Below are 300 nucleotides of genomic sequence, written 5' to 3' on the forward strand. Positions count from 1 at the left end.
TTACCACTGCAGTATCCGTACCCGCATTGCCCGCTGCATCTGTTGCTGTCACGGTAATGGTGTGTGGACCGTCTGTTAATACAGGCAAGCTATTGTCTGCAAGCGTCCAGGTGCCGTCGCCATTGTTCGTCGCCGGATAGTCAGTGCCATCTACATTCACCACCACCGTCGCAGTCGGGTCATTGACTGTACCGGTGAGCGCAGGTGTGCTGTCATTGGTAAGGACATCATCAAGCGCGACCACCGGTGGCGTGATGTCTGCAGAGACTGTGCCTGTACCTGGCAATGAGGTATTGCCTG

At 55.7% G+C, this 300-nt stretch carries 1 protein-coding gene; it reads right to left on the reverse strand.

Going from position 1 to position 300, the window contains the following annotated elements; translation table 11 throughout:
- The coding region (locus HUN22_RS17860; protein WP_254617579.1) for an Ig-like domain-containing protein at positions 1-300 on the reverse strand (300 nt) is incomplete at both ends.

The sequence above is a fragment of the Acinetobacter lactucae genome, from assembly GCF_013344765.1.
GTDB classification, from domain to species: Bacteria; Pseudomonadota; Gammaproteobacteria; order Pseudomonadales; family Moraxellaceae; genus Acinetobacter; species Acinetobacter lactucae_A.